This is a genomic window from Collinsella sp. AF25-2LB (genome assembly GCF_003458415.1).
Lineage (GTDB): Bacteria > Actinomycetota > Coriobacteriia > Coriobacteriales > Coriobacteriaceae > Collinsella.
The window spans coordinates 76,592-95,044 of record NZ_QRUF01000008.1; the positions used below are offsets into that span (position 1 = coordinate 76,592).

The 18,453-nt window shown below is 61.0% G+C and carries 17 protein-coding genes; 16 read left to right on the top strand and 1 reads right to left on the bottom strand.

Going from position 1 to position 18,453, the window contains the following annotated elements:
• The first annotated feature begins 92 nt into the window (after nucleotides 1–92).
• The 13 genes from DWY51_RS05250 to DWY51_RS05310 all read left to right on the top strand — a co-directional run bounded on the left by DWY51_RS05250 (nucleotide 93) and on the right by DWY51_RS05310 (nucleotide 11,876).
• Nucleotides 93–944: a type III pantothenate kinase gene (locus tag DWY51_RS05250; protein WP_117770097.1), complete on the top strand. Its 852-nt coding sequence runs from the start codon at nucleotides 93–95 to the stop codon at nucleotides 942–944.
• Nucleotides 945–1,026: 82 nt separating this feature from the next.
• Nucleotides 1,027–1,551 (top strand): dCMP deaminase family protein, encoded by a 525-nt coding sequence (locus DWY51_RS05255; protein ID WP_117584124.1) that lies wholly within the window; start codon nucleotides 1,027–1,029, stop codon nucleotides 1,549–1,551.
• Nucleotides 1,552–1,721: 170 nt separating this feature from the next.
• On the top strand, nucleotides 1,722–2,000 hold the full coding sequence (locus DWY51_RS05260; RefSeq protein ID WP_035137589.1) for a NifU family protein: 279 nt from the start codon (nucleotides 1,722–1,724) through the stop codon (nucleotides 1,998–2,000).
• Between the two features lie 109 nt (nucleotides 2,001–2,109).
• A complete protein-coding gene (gene lgt, locus DWY51_RS05265; protein WP_117584123.1) occupies nucleotides 2,110–2,931 on the top strand; it encodes a prolipoprotein diacylglyceryl transferase in 822 nt (273 codons plus the stop codon).
• Nucleotides 2,932–3,077: 146 nt separating this feature from the next.
• Nucleotides 3,078–5,261, top strand: a complete 2,184-nt coding sequence (locus DWY51_RS05270; RefSeq protein ID WP_233504630.1) for a DUF6020 family protein — start codon at nucleotides 3,078–3,080, stop codon at nucleotides 5,259–5,261.
• Between the two features lie 172 nt (nucleotides 5,262–5,433).
• Nucleotides 5,434–6,240: a YebC/PmpR family DNA-binding transcriptional regulator gene (locus DWY51_RS05275; RefSeq protein WP_006234926.1), complete on the top strand. Its 807-nt coding sequence runs from the start codon at nucleotides 5,434–5,436 to the stop codon at nucleotides 6,238–6,240.
• Between the two features lie 166 nt (nucleotides 6,241–6,406).
• The gene (locus DWY51_RS05280) at nucleotides 6,407–6,952 is read left to right on the top strand and encodes a hypothetical protein (RefSeq protein ID WP_117770098.1); all 546 of its coding nucleotides are present in this window, start codon (nucleotides 6,407–6,409) and stop codon (nucleotides 6,950–6,952) included.
• Entirely contained in the window at nucleotides 6,945–7,322 is a 378-nt protein-coding gene (locus DWY51_RS09655; protein ID WP_233504631.1) for a DUF2273 domain-containing protein, read from the top strand. The genes DWY51_RS05280 and DWY51_RS09655 overlap by 8 nt, the downstream gene beginning before the upstream one ends.
• Nucleotides 7,323–7,366: 44 nt before the next feature.
• On the top strand, nucleotides 7,367–7,888 hold the full coding sequence (locus tag DWY51_RS05290) for an Asp23/Gls24 family envelope stress response protein (RefSeq protein WP_117770099.1): 522 nt from the start codon (nucleotides 7,367–7,369) through the stop codon (nucleotides 7,886–7,888).
• Between the two features lie 205 nt (nucleotides 7,889–8,093).
• Nucleotides 8,094–9,116: a YitT family protein gene (locus DWY51_RS05295; protein WP_117770100.1), complete on the top strand. Its 1,023-nt coding sequence runs from the start codon at nucleotides 8,094–8,096 to the stop codon at nucleotides 9,114–9,116.
• Between the two features lie 149 nt (nucleotides 9,117–9,265).
• Nucleotides 9,266–10,582 (top strand): zinc-ribbon domain-containing protein, encoded by a 1,317-nt coding sequence (locus DWY51_RS05300; protein WP_117770101.1) that lies wholly within the window; start codon nucleotides 9,266–9,268, stop codon nucleotides 10,580–10,582.
• A 195-nt stretch (nucleotides 10,583–10,777) separates the two neighbouring features.
• On the top strand, nucleotides 10,778–11,386 hold the full coding sequence (locus DWY51_RS05305; protein ID WP_117770102.1) for a DUF4234 domain-containing protein: 609 nt from the start codon (nucleotides 10,778–10,780) through the stop codon (nucleotides 11,384–11,386).
• A complete protein-coding gene (locus tag DWY51_RS05310; protein ID WP_199573591.1) occupies nucleotides 11,379–11,876 on the top strand; it encodes a DUF2752 domain-containing protein in 498 nt (165 codons plus the stop codon). Before DWY51_RS05305 ends, DWY51_RS05310 begins: the two co-directional genes overlap by 8 nt.
• Nucleotides 11,877–11,982: 106 nt before the next feature.
• On the opposite strand, the gene DWY51_RS05315 is transcribed toward DWY51_RS05310, so the two are convergent.
• Nucleotides 11,983–13,446: a M20 family metallopeptidase gene (locus tag DWY51_RS05315; protein WP_117770104.1), complete on the bottom strand. Its 1,464-nt coding sequence runs from the start codon at nucleotides 13,444–13,446 to the stop codon at nucleotides 11,983–11,985.
• A 168-nt stretch (nucleotides 13,447–13,614) separates the two neighbouring features.
• Between DWY51_RS05315 and DWY51_RS05320 the strand changes: the two genes are divergently transcribed.
• The 3 genes from DWY51_RS05320 (at nucleotide 13,615) to groL (ending at nucleotide 18,198) form a co-directional block, all read left to right on the top strand.
• Nucleotides 13,615–15,252 (top strand): amidohydrolase, encoded by a 1,638-nt coding sequence (locus DWY51_RS05320; RefSeq protein WP_233504632.1) that lies wholly within the window; start codon nucleotides 13,615–13,617, stop codon nucleotides 15,250–15,252.
• Between the two features lie 918 nt (nucleotides 15,253–16,170).
• Nucleotides 16,171–16,464, top strand: coding sequence for a co-chaperone GroES (gene groES, locus DWY51_RS05325; protein ID WP_022094351.1), 294 nt, complete (start codon nucleotides 16,171–16,173; stop codon nucleotides 16,462–16,464).
• A 96-nt stretch (nucleotides 16,465–16,560) separates the two neighbouring features.
• Nucleotides 16,561–18,198 carry a chaperonin GroEL gene (gene groL / locus DWY51_RS05330; RefSeq protein WP_006234938.1) on the top strand — a complete coding sequence of 546 codons (1,638 nt, stop codon included), beginning with the start codon at nucleotides 16,561–16,563 and terminating at the stop codon, nucleotides 18,196–18,198.
• Nucleotides 18,199–18,453 lie beyond the last annotated feature (255 nt).

Genomic DNA, 18,453 nt, shown 5'->3' on the forward strand with positions numbered 1-18,453 from the left:
TTAAAAATCATCAGGTACGCAATGATTTTTAAATCCCCGTCCCAGAATAATCATCGGGATATACTGCTGGGCAGACGAAAGGAGCGCCGACGATGCTTAATGGGTGCGCATATATATTGACGGTCGACGTGGGCAACACGTTCATTCGCTTTGGCCTGTTTGCAGAGGATTCGGCCGCGGCGCAGGAATGTCCGCTTGCGACATGCGAGATCACGACGCCGTCGAGCATTACGGCCGACGAAGCGCGCATGCGACTTATGCAGGTCATGGGCGCGCTCGCCGCCGATGCAGGTGTGCCCGGGGTGCTTGCACCCGCCGCGGCCGTGCTGAGCTGTGTAGTCCCGGCGCTCGAGCGCCCGTGGAAGGCGGCACTTTCCCGCACCTGCACGGGGCGCGTGCTCACCGTGGGGCCGGGACTTAAGACCGGCATACCCGTGCACTACGACGATCCGGCCGAGATCGGCCCCGACCGCATCGCCGATGCCGTGGCGGCCCGCGCCGTCTACGGCTCGCCGTGCATCGTGATTGACCTGGGCACGACGACCAATATCGAGGTCATCGACGTGCACGGTACCTTTGTGGGCGGCGTTATCGCGCCAGGCCTGGCCCTCGGCGCCCGTTCGCTTTCGGCGGCAGCAGCGCGCCTACCCCAGGTTGAGCCCTCGGCGCCAACGCACGTCATCGGACGCAACACGCGCGAGGCCATGCGCTCGGGTGTGGTTTTGGGCGAGGTAGCCCGCATCGACGGAATGCTCGACATGGTGCTTGCCGAGATGCGCGCGACCAAGGCCGCGGGGGAGGGCGATGTGCCCATCGTCATTACCGGCGACGATGCCGAGGCACTTGCGGCGCTGGTCGGCCATAGCCTGACGGTAGACGACGCGCTGACGTTGCGGGGTCTCGCCGAGCTCTACCGCATCAACCAAAAGCCCCGCTGCGCGTAGGGCGAGGGGCTGGTGGGATAAGCGCCCCTACCTTTCACCTGCTACAATGGGCCAAACTATTGCGATTGCGGAGGTGTCTGCCATGTCGGACGATCTTCATCAAACCGCGTCGGGCAAGCGCCGCGACGTTATTAGCTGGGACGAGTTCTTTATGAGCGTGGCCATCGCCGCGCAGCGCCGCAGCAAGGACCCCAACACGCAGGTGGGAGCGTGCATCGCCAGCACCAACCACCGCATCCTTTCGGTGGGTTACAACGGCACGCCCTCGGCGCTCAACGACGACTTTTTCCCGTGGGGTACGAGCGATGACCCGCTGCAGGACAAGCACAACTACGTGGTCCATGCCGAGGCCAACGCCGTGCTCAACTACCGTGGCTCGCTCAAGGACCTCGAGGGTTCCACGGTTTACGTCACGCTGTTCCCGTGCCACGACTGCGCCAAGATCCTGGCGCAGGTGGGCGTGGGCGAGGTCGTCTACCTGGACAATAAATATGCCGACACCGATGACGGCCGTATCAGCCGCCGCATTCTCGACTCCTGCGGCATCAGCTACCGCCAGGTCATCGTCGATGTCCAGATTGGTACCGGGGGACAGGCTCGGCAGTAGCGCGTGCCAACGCCAGCTGGCGGCAAAACAGCCAAAAGAGCCCCGTCCCAAATTGACTGCTCGTGAAAGTCGTGTCCGCACGCATGGCTGGCGCCTAAGCGGGTACATGGCTGTAGTAACATAGCCCCTGTCCGCGGGCGTGCCCGCGTTATTGTGAGAAAGGAGCCCCTGTGGCTGTTAACGAAGAGCTGCTTAAGAAGGTTCTTGAAGAGATTCGCCCCAACCTGCAGGCCGATGGCGGCGATATGGAGTATGTGGGCGTCGACGACGAGGGTGTTGTCAAGTTGGAGCTGCAGGGCGCCTGCGCCGGCTGCCCCATGAGCTCGCTAACTCTTTCCATGGGTATCGAGCGCATCCTGAAGGAGCATGTGCCCGGCGTTACCCGCGTTGAGCAGGTCAATGCTTCCGGCGAGGCCGAGGACCTGTACGACGAGTACGCGCCGTTCTAAGATGCGAAAGCTGCGGACGGTACGCTTCGCATAGACGTTACGCCCAAATATGCGGCTGCGAGCGTAAGGCCCGCGGCCGCATTTGTATGTAGGGAGCAGGGGGATCGATATGCTCAACGACCTCTACCATATGCTTGATCCCGTCGCGATCTCGGCGGGCCCCATCACCATCTACTGGTACGGCCTGGCCTACGTGGTCGGTGCTCTGCTCACGGCGGTCGTTATGTACCGCACGCAGCGTCGTTGGGGCTTCGACATTACGATCGATGACCTGACGAGCGTCGTGGTCGGCGCGGTCTTTGGCCTCATCATCGGCGCGCGCCTGTTTTACGTCGTCTTTTACGGCGATGGCTACTATTGGACCCACCCGCTCGAGATCTTTGCCACCAACGAGGGCGGCATGAGCTTCCACGGCGGCCTGGTGGGCGGCATCTTGGGCGGCATCATCGTGTGCCGCATGTATAAGCTCGACGCCTGGACCGTCGCCGACCTTGCCGTGATCGGCGCCCCGCTGGCCCTATGCCTGGGCCGTTGTGCCAATTTCGTCAACGGCGAGCTGTGGGGTAAGCCGACCGATCTGCCTTGGGGTGTGGTCTTTGGCGGCACCGCGGGCGATATGCCGCGCCATCCTTCCCAGCTCTATGAGGCATTCCTAGAGGGCGTCGTGCTCTTCTGTATTTTGCAGGTGCTCAGCCGCAAAAAGCCGCTGCTGCCCCAGGGCACGTTTATGGGCGTGTTCGTGATGGGGTACGGCATCGTCCGCTTTCTCGTTGAGTTTGTGCGCGTGCCCGATGCCCAGCTGGGCTATCTGCTGGGCGGCGTCATCACCATGGGTCAGCTGCTGAGCCTGCCGCTCGTAATCGCAGGACTGGCGCTCATCATCTTCGCCCGACACCGCAATCGCCCCCAGCGCATCTACCTCGACGCCTAGCCACCACATGTCACCACAAGGGGGACAGGCACCTTTGTGGTGGTTTTGCCGGGCAACGATGACAGAACCGTAACGTTTCCCCAGATAAAACCTGCCAAAATAAACCTGTCCCTTTTTGGCAGGTTTCTAGAAAGGCTATTCGGACTGTGAAGGATTCCGACCTCTCCGCAACGGCTGCGCGCGACGCCGCCCGCATCGTTTGGTTTAAGCGCTATCCCGCCAAACAGACGCTCATCGCATTTTTGCTCGCCCTGCTGGCGACCACGGCGTTTTCCATCGATCCCGCCCCGGTGTCGAGCAACGCGGTCCTGGCGATCGACCCCAAGGCGACGGGCACGCTCTACGTGTGCTACGAGGTACTTCTCTCGTTTGCCGGCCATACCGACGCAGTGATGCTGCTCGCGCTTGCCTGCTTGCTCACGCTGCCGTTTCGCTATGTGTTCTTTGGCCGCGGTGACGCTTGGCGCCCGTCGGTCGTGCTGCCATCGCTGTTCTTTGCCGTTTGCATGGTGTTCGGCCGTAGCTACGACCTTGCCGATTCGGCAGAGATTGTGCTGGGCGACAAGGCACGCGTTATCTGCGCCTGGATTGGCGGCGCGGGCTGGATGCTTCTGGCGATTGTGGCCTTCTATCTGGCTTTTGAGTTTTTGGATTGGTTGAGCTCCCGCCGCATTCCGTTTTCGGAGACCCACTTTGGCCGCGTGTGGCGTGTTGCCCACGCCGTGCTCTCGGTCCATCCCTTTGTCGGGCCGTTTCTTGTGCTCATGATTGCCTGGGCGCCCACGCTTATCGCCTCGCTGCCCGGCCTCTTTATGGGAGATACGGGCGCGCAGATCCGCCAATGGTTCAACTATCCCAACGGCACGAGCGACTACCTGCGTCTGCTCAATCCCAATGTGTTGCTCAACGGACATCACCCCGTGGTGCACACGGCTATCATCGGTTCGTGCGTCCAGCTGGGGCTTTCACTGTTCAACAGCGCCAACGCAGGTCTTGCCATCTACACCTGCGCTCAGTTCGTCATTACGGCCGCCTGTATGGCCTATTCCATCTCGTCGCTGCGCAAGCTAGGCGTGAGCCTGCCGGTCCGCGGCGTGATCTTGCTGTTCTTTGTGTTTATGCCCATGTTCTCCAACTACGCGGCCCTGCTTACCAAAGATGTGCTGTTTGCCGACGCGTTTTTGGTGCTGTTGGTGCAGACCGTGAAGCTTGTGGCATGCGGCCTGCCCCGTCGCGATGCCAATGCCGAGCGTGCGGGCGAACAGAGGCCCGTGCTCTTTGTGCGCCATGACTGGCTGCTGCTCGCTATGGGCGCCATGGGTTCCACGTTTCTGCGCAACGGCGGCCTGGTGTTTCCCCTGGCGGCATGCGTAATCGCGGCGGCGTTTTGCGCATGGGACGCGCACGTGGCTCGTCGTGCAGCCAAGCAGGCTGGTGCTGCGCCTTCGGGCACCACCCCGCGTTTCCGCTGGGTGGGAGTTCTTGCGGTGCTTGCACTCTGCCTTGCCTCTAATATGTACTTCACCAAGGTCTTTATGCCGGCACATGACATCACGCCTGGTTCCAAGCGCGAAATCCTCTCGATTCCGTTCCAGCAGACGGCTCGTTTTGTCCAAAAGCACGACGGCCTCAACTCGGGCGTCAACCCCACGGTTAAGGAGGACGGCACCATCGTGGAGGCTCCTTGCGACGGCTTGGTGACCGACGAAGAGCGTGCCGTGATCGACCGTGTGCTCAAGTACGAGAATCTGGGCCGCCGTTACAACCCGGATAAGTCGGACGCCGTCAAAAATTGCTTTAACGAGTACGCCTCGCAGGAGGACATCAAGGCCTATTTTGAGGTGTGGGCCCAGATGTTCAAAAAGGATCCCGAGTGCTATATCTCGGCGCTCATCAATAACTACTACGGCTACTTTTATCCGAGTGCCCGCGATGCGTGGGTCTACAGCACGGCGCGCAGTGCCGAGATCATGGCGAAGCCCGATAACCTCAAGTACTTTGACTTCCATCCGGTCGACAGCAAAGCCGTGCGCTGGTGCGACCACCTGATTAACCTGTACCGCGTGGCGGTGCAGCGCATTCCGTTTATCTCGCTCACCATGAGCTCGGCCACCTACGTGTGGATCATGATCGTCGTGGTGGTCTACCTGTTGCGCCGCCATTCGTGGCGCGCGCTGGCCATCTGGATACCGCTGCTGGGTGTGCTCGTTGTGTGCCTGATTGGTCCATGTAATGGGTCGACCTACATGCGCTACCTGTACCCGGTCATTGCATGCATGCCTTTCGCCATCGGCGCCACGATCACCCGCAGCGACCTCCTCTGGACCTAACCAAAGATTAGCGCATTGGGGTCAGGCTGCTTTGTGCCAAGGGGCTGCATCATCACGACGCCTTCATTTTTTTGTTTATCTCACAGGCCAGTAGGTATATCATTTATAGCGTTTGTTTATATTGCCCGAGCATTCGCGCTGGGCTTTAGGTCGAAACCGATAGGAGACACGTATGTCCGGACACTCTAAGTGGGCCACAACCAAGCATCGTAAGGGCGCGCAGGACGCCAAGCGTTCCGCCCTCTTCTCCAAGCTCAGCCGCAACATCACCGTTGCTGCCCGTCTCGGCGGCGACCCGCTGCCCGAGAACAACGCCAGCCTCGCCGCTGCCGTTGCCAAGGCTAAGGCTCAGTCCATGCCTAAGGACAAGATCAAGTCTGCTATCGATAAGGCCTTTGGTTCGGGTGCCGATGCCGCCGTCTACGAGAACATCGTGTACGAGGGCTACGGTCCCGCCGGTGTCGCCGTCTACGTCGACTGCCTGACCGACAACCGCAACCGCACCGCCGCCGATGTCCGTTCCGCCTTCTCCCACGCTGGTGGCAACCTGGGCACCTCCGGCTCCGTCGCCTTCCAGTTTGAGCGCAAGGGTCAGATCGTCGTCGCCAAGGAGATCCTGGACGAGAACGCCAAGAAGGAGACCATGATCGCCAACGGTGCTGCTGGTGACGAGGATGAGTTCATGATGGCCATCGCCGAGGCCGGTGGCGAGGACTACGAGGACGCCGGCGAGGAGTGGATCGTCTGGACTACCGCCAACGAGGTCATGGCTGTCTCCAAGGCGCTCGAGGAGCAGGGCGTCCAGGTCAAGGGCTCCGAGACCACCATGGTCCCGACCACCCCGACCGAGGTCTCCGGCGCCGACGCCAAGAAGGTTCAGCGCCTCATCGACCGTCTTGAGGAGCTCGACGACGTCCAGGATGTTTACAGCACCATGGACATGACCGACGAGGTCATCGCTGCCCTCGAGGAGGAGTAGGCCCGCACGGATTGAGCCGTGCATATCTGGGCATAATGAAGCGAGCATGCAAGCCTCGTGGAATAGATGAGCCGGATCCGCGTGCAATGAGGCACCGGACCCGGCTCTTTTATAATGATGCGAATCGTTTTGCATTCTGTGGATCGAGATTTGAAGGGAGCGCTGCATGCGCGTGCTCAAACGAGCCCTGGCGATCGTGTATCTTGCCGCCGCCGTCGTGGCGCTGGGTACGTTAGTCTGCCAGTTTTGGGGGCCATATACCTATCGCTTTATGCTGTTGATGCGCGATCCGCTGCCTCGCATCGTTGTTACGGCGTGCGGCGGTGTCGTGGCGCTCGGCGTGCTCGTGTGTTTCTTTCGCCTGATGTTTGCTCGTCGCGAGCCGTCCTGCGTGCATCCGGCGGGGGAGCGTAATATCGAGGTCACGCTCGCCGCCCTCTCCTCGTGTGCTCGCACCGCGGCAGAGCGCGACGACCGCGTGATGGTCGAGCATGTCGAGGCGCGCGTGCAGGGCTCCGACGAATCGCGCGTCCGTTTTAAGGTCGAGGCTATCGCGCTTGACGATAAGGACGTGGCATCTCTGGCTACCGCGATGCAACAGCGCATCGAAGAAGCCTGCGACACCATGCTCGGCACGCCGGGTACGACTACGCGCGTCCGTTTTTTGCCGTCCAAGACTACCGTCCAGACCGTGGAGGTTTCCGGTGAGTGATACCAATCAAGACAAGACCGTCCGCACTCCGCGCCTGACTATCGATCAGAGCGCCGCGCCGGCTAGCGAGGTCGTCGATCCCAAGGTGGAGGGTACCGAGTCGCATGACGCGGTCGCCAATGATTTTGATGAGGCCATGGGTCTCATCAAGGGTACGGGGGCAGCCATCTGGAGCTATGCCGTCCGTCATCCCAATACCACGCTTGGAGCCGTCGCTGGTTTTGTGCTCGCCGTACTGGTGCTCACGCTCGGCCTGTGGGATACGCTCGTCATCGCATTCTTTGTACTGATCGGCGCCGTGATTGGCCAGATCCGTGACGGCGAGAACGGGATCGTCAACTTCTTCGGCCGTCTGTTTAGCGGCCGCTAGTATGTATTCGACCGCCGCGTGTGCGGTGGGCATAAGGAGGAACCATGGCTTTTAACACGAAGGTCGATGTGGCCGATACTGAGCCCGAGGCAGACGAGACCGTCGCCGCCGAGGCCGAGGACGTAACGCTCGAGGACGAGGCGCTCGTCGAGGCCGAACCCGCCGACGATGCGGACGAGGATGATGAGGAAACAGACGAGTCCGAGGACTCGCTGACCTATTCCAACGGTGTAATCGAGAAGATCGTCGCCATGGCCACCCGCGAGGTGCCGCACGTCCTGGGCATGAAGGGCAACCTCATGCACTTTGTGCAGGAGCAGTTTGGTGCCGAGAACCTGACCAAGGGCGTGACGGTCGAGGTCACCGATGACAACCGCGTGGTCGTCAACATTTCCGTCATTATCGAGTACGGCGCCTACGCGCCCGCGATTTTCGACGACGTCAAGGCGCGCGTGACCGAGCGTCTGGCCGCGATGACCGGCCTTGAGGTGGCAGGCGTCAACCTACGCATCGAGGATGTCATCACCCCCGAGGAGTACGAGCACCGCACCAACCAGCACGAGTAACCTACCAAAAAGGGATGTTTATTTTAGCAGGTTTTATCTGCGAAAACGTCAAACGGCCGGCCGCACGGATGTATGTGCGGCCGGCCGTTATTTGTATGTCCCCGATGTAGGCATACCGCTCGTCTAACTAGGGGTTGCAATCGTCGTGTTCCGCGTTACCCTAATGGGCGCATTGTTTCCAAATTGTTAACGAGGGGTTGCCGTAATGGCTGACGAGCACGAAACAGAAAGCCAGGCATGGGCGATTGAGGCTGCCGCGGCAGAGGCGGCATCGCGAGCTGCCGAGGAGGTACATCGTCCTCCCGTGGTGCCGATGGAGCGCGTGGTTGATCGCACCGATATCGAGCGCGGCGAGCGTGCCGGCCAAAAGCGTAGCCAGGAGCCAGGCTTCCCGCGCTTTTTCGCCGAGCTCAATCTGGGCCTGATTCTTACGGCCTTTGCCATCGTTGCGTTTAAAACCCCTAATCACTTTGCTTTTGGCGGCACCTCGGGCGTGTCGGTTATTCTGTCCACGCTGTTCCCGACCCTGCCCGTCGGCGTCTTTATGTGGATTATCAACGCGGTTCTCGTCGTTTTGGGCTTTATCTTTTTGGAGCGCAAGGCAATCCTGTGGAGCGTCTTCGCCTCGTTTGCGCTGTCCGCCTATGTTTCGCTTTTCGAGCTCTTTATCCCGACCAGTGTCTCGATGACGGGCGATATGTGGCTCGACCTGTGTTTTGCCGTGATTCTGCCGGCGCTCGGCAGCGCCATCGTCTTTGATATCGGCGCCTCGACGGGTGGCACGGACATTCTTGCCATGATCCTCAAGCGCCGCACGACGCTCGAGATTGGCCGCGCCCTGCTGCTGGTCGATATCGGCATCGTGGCCATCGCGGCCTTCTTGTACGGCCCGCGTGTCGGTCTGTATTGCGTGCTCGGCCTGTTTGCCAAGACGCTTGTGGTCGACAAAGCCATCGAGAGCATTCACCTTCGTAAGGTCTGCACGGTCATTTGTTCCGAGCCCCTTAAGGTCGAGGAGTTTATCGTCAAGCATCTCAACCGTACGGCGACCATTAGTCGCGGCTACGGTGCCTTCTCGGGCAAGTGCGTGACGGTGATCATGAGCGTGCTGAGCCGTCGCGAGGCCGTGCAACTGCGCCGCTATGCGCGCGAGGTCGATCCGGGTGCCTTTATCACGATTGTCGACAGTTCCGAGATCGTCGGCAAGGGTTTCCGCGGCACGAACTAGCGCGAACGCATTCATCAAACAATCGAAAAGCGCCTCGCGCGTTGCAAATACGTCATCTAAGAGTATTTGAACTCACATTGGGTGATAATGATGCCAAAGACATCGTTTGCGATCCAGGTGATTCGCTCTAGATACGAAGGGATGATTCTATGTTCTGCTCGCAGTGTGGCGCCCCCATGGGCGATAACGACAAGTTCTGCGGCGTGTGTGGTGCTCCTAATGCCGGTGCCGCTGGCCCCGCTCCCCAGGGACAGCCTCAGCCCCAGCAGTTTGTTCCGCAACCGCCCGTGGCGAATGCGCCAAAGGGCTGTGTGGTTCAGGCGTTCCAGGATATGACCAAGACCCCGGGCGTGCTTCAGCGTGTATGCCAAATCGCGTTTTTGCCGGCGCTGATTTGCGTTGTGTCGGTGCTCGTGTTGTTTATTCCCGTTATTGGCGGCATTGCGGCTGCCATCGGCTTTTTGGCAGCTTGCATTGCGAGCGTGTGCGGTTCCGGCTTTGGCATCGAGTGGGGTCGCGATCTGTCGCTTAAGATCGATGACGGCATGGATCGTCCGCTGATGCGTTCCACGTCGTTTGGTCTCGGAGTCTTTTCGAGCGTTATTTCGGTCGTGCTCGAGGTTATCGCTGCCATTCCCGTTATCGGTGTAGTGCTTTCGCTGGTGGAGGGCGTGGCGCTTGGTGCCGCAGGCTCGTACTCCTACTATGGCTCCTATGCGCTCGAGGCTGCGCTGTTCGGTTCGCTCGGCCTGCTTGTCCTGGCTATGATTGCCACGGCAGTCTTGGGGGTCTTCTTTAAGATGTTCGCCGACATTGCCGTGATGCACTTTGCGGTGACCGGGCGCGTTGAGAGCGCGTTTTCGCTCGACAAGGTCTGGGCGGCGTTTAAGCACAACAAGACCAAGCTGTTCTGCGCTTCGTTCCTTCCCGAGTTTTTGACGGGCCTGGTTTCCAACGCCATTACGTGGATCTTGACAGCTGTCTTTGGTGCCATCGCCGGAATTGGCGCGTACGGCTATTACTATCGCCCCACGGGTATCGAGGCGATTGTTACCGCCGGTGGTGTCACGCTCGTATTGTTCCTGGTGCTGATTGCATTCGTCACGGTGTTCCTTACGGTCTTTGGCAAGATGCTCAAGCACCGTGCCGTTGGCTATTGGGCTGCACGTTATGCAAGCGAATGGGCCGATGAGGACAAGGACGACGTTTTGACTTTTGTGCTCCCGGGTGAGAAGAAGCCTGCTCCTGCGGGATTCAATCCCACGGCAGCCACTGGTGCTGCGCCTGCCCCGGCACCCGCGCCTGCACCTGCCCCGGCACCCGCGCCTGCCCCTGCCCCGGCACCTGCTCCTGTCCCCGCACCGGCGTCCGAGGCGACGCCTGCGGAGCCCGATTGGGATGCCGTTGCCACGCCGGCGGATGAGCCGGGCGATAATCCTGCTGCCGAAAACAATCAAACCGAATAGCCGGTCGAGGCGCCCTGGGCAACTGAGCCCGGGGTGCCTTTTTCTACTGCGAAAGCAAGAAAATGCCTGGGAAAACGGTTGCAGCAAAATTTCTCGGAAATTGGTCAATGTTGCGCAACAACGTCGCGGCTATTGTTGAGAACGTAGACGTGTAAGGTTTGAAGGCGTGCGACGCCTTAGGAAAAGGAGAGGCTCATGTTCTGTCCCACTTGTGGTTCTCCCATTTCGGATGATGCCAAATTCTGCCCTGTTTGCGGATCCGCCGTTGGTGCCGCTTCTGCCGCTCCGGCCCCGCAGCCCCAGCCCGCTCCGGCCCAGGCTATTCAGCCCGTGCCCCAGCCTCAGCAGCAGTACACCGGTCAATACGCCCAACAGTCCGCATCCGCTCCGATGGGCTATGGCCCCATTAAGGCTGACCGCAGCCTGATCGGCTGGCTGCTGCTCTCTCTTGTGACCTGCGGTATCTATTCGTTCTACTTCCTGTATTGCTTGGCACGCGACGTCAACACGTTGTGTCAGGATGACGGCGATTACACGCCGGGTCTGGCGGAATTCATCCTTCTATCGTTTGTGACCTGCGGCTTCTACGCGTACTACTGGTATTACAAGATTGGCAACCGCCTGCAGGCCAACGCTCCTCGCTACGGCCTGGTGTTCCAGGAAAACGGCACCACCGTTCTTCTGTGGCAGATCTTCGGCGCGCTCCTGTGCGGCCTTGGTCCCATCTTCGCTATGAACATCATCATCAATAATACCAATGCCATGGCAACGGCTTACAACACTCGCCTTGGCGCTCGTGCCTAACAATAAGGGCGGCGTGAACAGCTCCCAGGGACATAGGGGCACGGCAGAGCTCCTTCGCCGCGCCCTTTTTTGCACCGGCGCGCTCTTTGTTGCCTGGCTCGCGCTCTACCTGCTCGATATCGGCTGCATTTTTCGAATGATGACGGGCGCTCCTTGTCCGGGATGCGGCATGACGAGGGCGTGGCTGGCGGCGCTGCGTCTCGATTTTGCGGCGGCCTTTGCCTACCATCCGCTGTTTTGGGTGGTGCCGATTGCGTTTGTGCTCGCGTTCGTGCGCGAGGAGGTGGCATCGAGCAAACTAAAGCGTGGTGTCGACATTGCAGTCACCGTGTTGTGCATGCTGGTCATCGCCGTATGGATCGTGCGCCTCATCAATCCGGTAGATGCCGGCCTACTCTTTGGCGGCCATGCGCCCGCCGGAGTCCCCGACGACATCATCCACCTCGAACCCCCACGCTGGCTCACCATCCTTCGCTCTTTCCTGTCGTGACGGAGGACGCGCTAGAAAAGCGGTCGACACATAAGCGGGGGCGAACGTTGAGATAACGTTCGCCCCCGCTTTGCTCTAGCCAGGTTGTTATGGGTGGGCGTGATGGCTACTCGTCGCGCTTCTCCTCGCGGCGAGCGGCGGCACGTGCATCATGGATGCCCTTGATGGCGGCATGGCGCGCCGTGCGGGCATCGTGCATGGCGTCGCGGGCCTCGGCGGCCGTGGCCTTGGCAGAGCGCAGTTTGGCTGCCAGGTCGGGATTGGTCTCGGCGACCGCGGCAATCGTGGGGCCGTCGAGCTCTTCTTGTGTGGGCTCGGCCAAAAAGTCGATGGCATATTGGGCGGCCACCATGGAGCCCTTGGCCAGTACCGACTCGTCAATCTTGTAGAAGCAAGAATGTTGGGCGTACGTGGCGCCAATCTGGGGGTTGCGCGTGCCAACAAAGGCGAGCACGCCCGGTACGCGGCGCAGGTACTCTGAAAAATCCTCACCCGAGAGTGTGCCGCGATAATGGCCTTGGCCGGTGGGGCCCAGGCATTTGATTACTGCCTGGCGGCAGCGCTCGCTCGAGGCGGCATCGTTTTCGACCTTGTAATTGGCGATGGTGTAGTCGGTGAGCTCTGCCTCGGCGCCCAAGGCGGCCGCGGTATGCTCCACGATGCGGCGCATGAGCTCCGGCATTTCCTCGTGGGTCGAATCTCCGTAGGTGCGCACCGTGCCGGCGAGGTAGGCCGTGCCGGCGATAACGTTGCGCGCGGTGCCGCCGTGCAGCTCGCCGACGGTAATGACGGCCGGCTCGTAGGGACTGATCTCGCGCGAAACGATGGTCTGCAGAGCGTTGACGATCTCGGCGGCAACCATAACGGCGTCGTGACCGCGCTGGGGCATGGCGCCGTGGCACGAGGTGCCGCGGACGTCGATGCGGAACCAGTCGGTATTGGCCATGCGCGGTCCGGGCTCGCAGCTCACGGTGCCGGCGTCGACCTCACTCCAGATGTGCGCGGCGTAGGCGCCATCGACGCCGTCGAGCACGCCCGTGCCGATCATGAGCTTGGCGCCCTGGCCGTTTTCCTCGCTGGGCTGGAAGACGATGCGGATCTCGCCGTGGATGTCGTCGGTCATATGGCGCAGGATTTGCAGCGTGCCGAGCATCATGGCGATGTGGCAGTCGTGGCCGCAGGCGTGCATGCAGCCCTCGTTGACGCTGGCAAACTCCTCGCCGGTCTGCTCGGTGACGGGCAGGGCGTCGATGTCGGCGCGCAGCAGGATGCGGCGGCGTGGCGTGCCGTCCTCGCGATAGGCATCCGACGCGGTACCGCGAAGCGTTGCCACCAAGCCGGTCTTGAGCGGACGCTCGTAGGGGATATTCATGGCGTCGAGCTGGTTGGCGATGTCGGAGGTCGTGCGCTCCTCGGCAAGGCTCAGCTCCGGGTGCTTATGGAAGTGCCGGCGCTGCTTGATGATATAGGGTTCAAACTCGGTAGCGATATCTTTGATGGCTGCGGTGACGTCGTCAGCCGCGCGAGCCTCGGTCGCCGCCATAATCTGCTGTGCCTTGGTCTTCGTCATGGTCGATTTGCTCCTTGCTGGGTTGATCGCAAAATCGTACAGGCTCTCTCCAGTATGCCACCTGCCGCTAGGGCTGGTAAAGTTGCCGTTTGCCGCTTGGGGTTTTGTTACAAGGGCGGGGGAGTACACTCGGGGGTGTTGAATTTCCTGCCAGAGATGGGGATGCCCATGCAACATATCGATCGGATTATCCGCTCCAAGAACGTCTTTACCGCGCAAGACGGCATCGATACCGCCCGCGAGCTGGCGATTGCCATCGCAGGCGACCGTATCGTCGCAGTCGGTGCGCCCGATGACGTGATTGCCGCCGCGCCTGCCGCCACGCCGGTTATCGACTACGGCGAGCAGTTTGTCTGCCCAGGTTTCCATGACGCTCATCTGCACTTCTTCCATACCTCGGTCGGCTCCTCGCCGTACATGCTCATGGATATGGGCACGTCCGAGGCGGCGCTGGTGCAACACGCGCTCGAGTTTTCCCAGGACCTGCCCGATGACGCTTGGGTTGTGACGCAGGGCTGGCGCGACTACCGTTGGGACCCGCCCGAGCATCCTACCAAGGCGTCGCTCGATGCGGCATTCCCCGATCGCCCCTGCGTTATGTATTCGGGCGACGGCCATACGCTGTGGCTCAACAGCCGCGCACTCGAGGCGCTCGGCGTCACGCGCGACAGCGAGCCGCCAGCGGGCGGTGGCTACGACAAGGACGCAAGCGGCGAGCTCACGGGCATTGCTCACGAGGCGGCTGCCATGCAGCTGCTACCGCGCTGCCTTGAGTGGCTGGGCGAGGATCGCATCGCAAGCGCTTACGCCGATCAAATGAGGCGGATGGCCGAGCAGGGCATCACCTCGATATGCGATATGTCGCTCATGCCCATGCCGGGCTGCGACTTTATCCGCGACGATGTCTACGACAAACTGCAGGCAGCCGGCAAGCTGGGCATCCGCGCCCATTTGTTTCCCACGCTGCTGGATGACCAATCGCGCTTGGAAGAGCTACAGACCCGCTACGCGAACAACGCGCTGCTCTCGGCGCCAGGCTTTAAGCAGTTCTTCGACGGCGTGTCGAGCGAACACACGGCATATCTCACCGAGCCCTATACCAATCCGCGCTTCCCGGGCGACCAGGGCCGTCTGACAGTTCCTGCCGAGCGCATGCGTAAGCTGGTTCTGGCGGCCGCGGAGCGCGGCCACACTGTGCGTATCCACGTCATCGGCGACGGTGCCATCCATGCTGCGCTCGATATCTTTGAGGAGGCGGCAGAGCTCTACGGCCTGCCCCAGCACGGCCATAACACACTCGAGCATCTGGAGAACCTCCTGCCCCAGGACATCGATCGCCTGCGCAAGCTCAACGTGGTCGCCTCGAGCCAGCCCTGCCACATCACGCTCGATCCGGGTGGCCCAGAGCGCGACTTTGGCCTGGAGCGAAGCCGAATCATGTGGCCGTTCGCAACCTATAAGCAGCGCGGCATCCGCCAAGCCTTCGGAACTGACAGCCCTATCACGCCCGTTACCAGCATGAACGTGCTCTACACGGCCATCACGCGCCAGGACCCCAAAAGCCACTGGCCCGAGGGCGGCTGGTTGCCGAGCGAGCGCATCGATGCGGCAACGGCTCTGCGCAACTGCACTCTGGGCAGCGCCTATGCAGCGGGCGACGAGCAAAACCTCGGCAGCCTGGAACCCGGTAAATACGCCGACCTGGTAGTCTTGGACCAAAACCCACTCACCATCGACCCCCAAGAACTCCAAGCCACCAAAGTCCAAGCCACCTACCTAGCCGGCAACCTGATCTACGAGCGCTAAGTATTCATGTCTTACCGTTAAACGCGGCTCGGGCAGCTTATTTTGGGATGGCGCTCGAGCCGCGTTTGCGTTTCGGTGAGGATCCGCCATGTGCGTCCCTGCTCTGTTGGATTTGGGCGCGGGGTTGAGGTGCTGCTCCGTGCGTTCAATTTGGACATCAGCAGTGAAACCTCATGGTGTTTTGCATACTTCCAGTTGCAGATTGCATAAAAAAGCTGAGATGTTCTTTCCGGTCCTGATGTACCCCCGCCTGGGCCGTGCAAAAAACGGAGTATTCAGCACCGCGAGCTCTGCCGGTGCCGCTGCGGCTGAGTAACGTTACGGAGATTGACGTCATTTTGGGCTCCGGTACGGCGCGAAGTACGCCCATTTGTCCCAACGGGGTCTGCCCACCGACCAAAACCGCCCGCTGAAGGCGTTCTTGGGACCAATAAGGTATGTCCGGCGCGTATGCAGCCGTCCTGGCTTGCTGAATACTCCCAAAAATGCACGGTGCTCCCCAGGGGACCCGTGCGCGCAGCGAAGACCATGCCCACATTCCTATCCGCATCGCCATTTTGCTGCACTGACTTTTCTGAATGCCGGGCCCGAATTAGTTAACCTGCCTCCCGTGTGGCTCCGGAGGGGCGGGGCATAAGGTTTATCGCGAGTTCCGCACGAGCCGAAGGCCACTTAATGTGGCCTTCGTGCGAGCAGGACTGCCCGAGCAGGAAACCTTATGCCCCGCCCCTCCGGAGCCACACGGGAGGCATCGCTAAGTTATCCCCCGGCATTCAGAAAATCTAAGTGCCAAAAAATAAGATTTTTTGACTCCGTGTTGTATAACCCGCCATTCGTGGGTACCATTCAACGCGTACGCAAACAAAAAGGGTTAACCCGCGCGGCATGACCGCGCGGCCCACAAAGGAGGAAACAAGCATGTCGTCTTTGAAGCCGCTTGCAGATCGCGTCCTGGTCAAGCCCGACGAGGCCGAGCAGAAGACCGCTTCTGGTCTGTACATCGCCAGCAACGCTCAGGAGAAGCCGCAGCGCGGCACCATCGTTGCCGTGGGCGCCGGCAAGGTCAACGACAAGGGTGAGCGCATCCCCATGGACGTCAAGGTTGGCGACGTTGTCATCTACGGCAAGTTCGGTGGCAACGAGGTCAAGGTCGACGGCGAGAAGTATCTGCTCATGCGCGCCGACGACATCTACGCCGTCGTCGAGGCCTAGTCTCGTCAGAATCTCTGATTCGTCTTTGAACGCGATCGTCGCATAGGACTCGGAAGCGGCGACGCGAGTCACATTTCTTTTGGAGGATTACTCACCATGGCAAAGAACATTACGTTCAACACCGATGCCCGCGCTAAGCTCGCCAAGGGCGTCAACACTCTGGCCGACGCCGTTACCGTCACCATGGGCCCCAAGGGCCGCTACGTTGCGCTGCAGCGCACGTTCGGTGCCCCGACCATCACCAACGACGGCGTTTCTGTCGCTAAGGAGATCGAGCTCGAGGACAACATCGAGAACATGGGCGCTCAGCTGGTGAAGGAGGTCGCCACCAAGACCAACGACACCGTGGGTGACGGCACCACCACCGCAACCCTGCTCGCCCAGGCCATCGTCAACGACGGCCTGCGCAACGTCGCCGCCGGCGCCAACCCGCTGGCCATCCGTCGCGGCATCGACAAGGCTGTAAACGCCGCCGTCGCCGAGATGAAGAAGCAGGCCAAGCCGGTCGAGACCAAGGAGCAGATCGCTTCCGTCGGCACCATCTCCGCTGGTGACCCCGAGGTTGGCGAGAAGATCGCCGAGGCCATGGAGGTCGTGGGCAAGGACGGCGTCATCACCGTCGAGGATTCCCAGACGTTCGACATCACCATCGACACCGTCGAGGGCATGCAGTTCGACAAGGGCTATGTCTCCGCTTACTTCGTCACGGACAACGACCGCATGGAGGCCGTGATGAAGGATCCGTACATCCTCATCACCGACCAGAAGATTTCCAGCGTTCAGGACATCATGCCTGTTCTCGAGGCTGTCCAGCGCGCCGGCCGTGGCCTGCTCATCATCGCTGAGGACATCGACGGCGAGGCTCTGCCGACCCTGGTCCTCAACAAGATCCGTGGCGCTCTCAACGTCTGCGCCGTCAAGGCCCCGGGCTACGGCGATCGCCGCAAGCGCATCCTGGAGGACATCGCCGTCCTCACCGGTGGCCAGGCTGCTCTGGACGAGCTGGGCGTGAAGGTCGCTGACATCACCGCCGATATGCTCGGCACCGCTAAGTCCGTCACTATCTCCAAGGACAACACCGTCGTCGTCGGCGGCGCCGGCTCCAAGGAGGCCATCGACGCCCGCATCGCTCAGATCAAGGGTGAGATGGAGAACACCACCTCTGACTTCGACCGTGAGAAGCTCCAGGAGCGCCTGGCCAAGCTCTCCGGTGGCGTTGCCGTCATCAAGGTCGGCGCTGCTACCGAGTCCGAGCTCAAGGAGATCAAGCATCGCGTCGAGGACGCCCTGCAGGCTACTCGCGCTGCTGTCGAGGAGGGTATCGTCGCCGGTGGCGGCGTCGCCTTCATGGACGCTGCTCCTGCGCTCGATGCTGTCGAGATTGACGACCCCGAGGAGAAGATCGGTGTCGACATCGTCAAGAAGGCTCTGACTGCTCCGGTTGCTACCATCGCCAAGAACGCTGGCTTTGAGGGCGCCGTCGTGGTCGACAAGGTTGCCGAGCTGCCCGCCGGCCAGGGTCTCAACTCTGCCAACGGCGAGTGGGGCGACATGATCGAGATGGGCGTCCTCGACCCCGTCAAGGTCAGCCGCGTCACCCTGCAGAACGCTGCTTCTGTTGCCAGCCTGATTCTCATCACCGAGGCCACCGTCTCCGATGTGCCCAAGAACACTCAGCTTGAGGACGCTATCGCTGCTGCCACCGCTGGTCAGCAGGGCGGCGGTATGTACTAAGGCCGACAAGGTCTAGAACTCCCACCGGGAATCCGGGGGCGGGACGGGGACTTCTCTCCGGAACGTCCTCGGACATGCAAAGAGGCTCCGCATCGCGCTTCGCGCTGCGGAGCCTCTTTGCGTCCTGCGGAATATTCCGGAGAGAAGTCCCCGTCCCGCCCCCGGATTCCCTGCGTTTACGGCCTTGAGGTCGGCGGGCGTAGAAGGACGTGGTCGATAGGAGTACGTGTCCCTTCGCTGTTTCGCGCTTTGCGC

What these genes read in the sequence shown, in the direction of transcription:
- DWY51_RS05250 (WP_117770097.1), top strand. Translation starts at nt 93, where the DNA reads ATGCTTAATGGGTGCGCATATATATTGACGGTCGACGTGGGCAACACG.
- groES (WP_022094351.1), top strand. Translation starts at nt 16,171, where the DNA reads ATGTCGTCTTTGAAGCCGCTTGCAGATCGCGTCCTGGTCAAGCCCGAC.
- DWY51_RS05275 (WP_006234926.1), top strand. Translation starts at nt 5,434, where the DNA reads ATGTCCGGACACTCTAAGTGGGCCACAACCAAGCATCGTAAGGGCGCG.
- lgt (WP_117584123.1), top strand. Translation starts at nt 2,110, where the DNA reads ATGCTCAACGACCTCTACCATATGCTTGATCCCGTCGCGATCTCGGCG.
- DWY51_RS05255 (WP_117584124.1), top strand. Translation starts at nt 1,027, where the DNA reads ATGTCGGACGATCTTCATCAAACCGCGTCGGGCAAGCGCCGCGACGTT.
- DWY51_RS05305 (WP_117770102.1), top strand. Translation starts at nt 10,778, where the DNA reads ATGTTCTGTCCCACTTGTGGTTCTCCCATTTCGGATGATGCCAAATTC.
- DWY51_RS05320 (WP_233504632.1), top strand. Translation starts at nt 13,615, where the DNA reads ATGCAACATATCGATCGGATTATCCGCTCCAAGAACGTCTTTACCGCG.
- DWY51_RS05315 (WP_117770104.1), bottom strand. Translation starts at nt 13,446, where the DNA reads ATGACGAAGACCAAGGCACAGCAGATTATGGCGGCGACCGAGGCTCGC.
- DWY51_RS05290 (WP_117770099.1), top strand. Translation starts at nt 7,367, where the DNA reads ATGGCTTTTAACACGAAGGTCGATGTGGCCGATACTGAGCCCGAGGCA.
- DWY51_RS05280 (WP_117770098.1), top strand. Translation starts at nt 6,407, where the DNA reads ATGCGCGTGCTCAAACGAGCCCTGGCGATCGTGTATCTTGCCGCCGCC.
- groL (WP_006234938.1), top strand. Translation starts at nt 16,561, where the DNA reads ATGGCAAAGAACATTACGTTCAACACCGATGCCCGCGCTAAGCTCGCC.
- DWY51_RS05300 (WP_117770101.1), top strand. Translation starts at nt 9,266, where the DNA reads ATGTTCTGCTCGCAGTGTGGCGCCCCCATGGGCGATAACGACAAGTTC.
- DWY51_RS05295 (WP_117770100.1), top strand. Translation starts at nt 8,094, where the DNA reads ATGGCTGACGAGCACGAAACAGAAAGCCAGGCATGGGCGATTGAGGCT.